This window comes from Bradyrhizobium sp. Kon56, assembly GCF_055807635.1.
In genome coordinates, this window is the sequence record NZ_JBVVOU010000116.1 from 1 (window position 1) to 647 (window position 647).

Sequence of the window (647 nt, forward strand, 5' to 3'; positions counted from 1 at the left end):
TCGACGTTCGCAAACGCCCGCAGGTGCTCGGGGCGCGGCGACGAGCCCAGGCAGGTGACATTCTCCTCGGCAACGCCCTGTGCCACGAACCGCGCGACCAGATTGTCGCGCAACATGGGATCGTCAAGCAGAGTATGCTTGATGATGATCTTCGAACCCGTCACCTCGCGCATCACTTTCGACCACACCCCGATGGCCTCGTCTGAGATCTTGTAGATGCGGTTGAACACGCCGAAGGTGACATGGCCGTTGCGGAGCATGGGCGGCTCCGATGCAGGTAGATCCAAAATGGGATCGATCGTGATCAGGCACGGCAGGTCGTAGACCTTTTCAGCCAGCAGATGGCGTGCCGATTGCGGAATGAAGACGGGATCCGCGAGCACGTAGTCCATGGTCTGAAGGCCCGTGCCCGTGGCGTGACCAAACCCGGAGACTTGGATCGGGGCCGGCTTGCGGGCGAAGACATGGAGCCTGTTGCCGGTCGTGTGCCCGGATACGTCGATCAGGATATCGACCTTGTCGGCCTGGATGCGATCGGCCAACTCGTCATCCGACATCTGCCAGGCGTCGACCCAGACATCCGCCGAGGACCTAAATGCGGCGGTCATCTCATCTCTTACCGGCGAGCACGAATAGCAGACGATCTC

At 60.9% G+C, this 647-nt stretch carries 1 protein-coding gene; it reads right to left on the reverse strand.

Features of this window, described 5'->3' with window-relative positions; translation table 11 throughout:
• Positions 1-647, reverse strand: a 647-nt coding sequence (locus tag AC0L3B_RS38190) for an O-linked N-acetylglucosamine transferase family protein (protein WP_473382707.1), incomplete at both ends; no start/stop codon positions are given.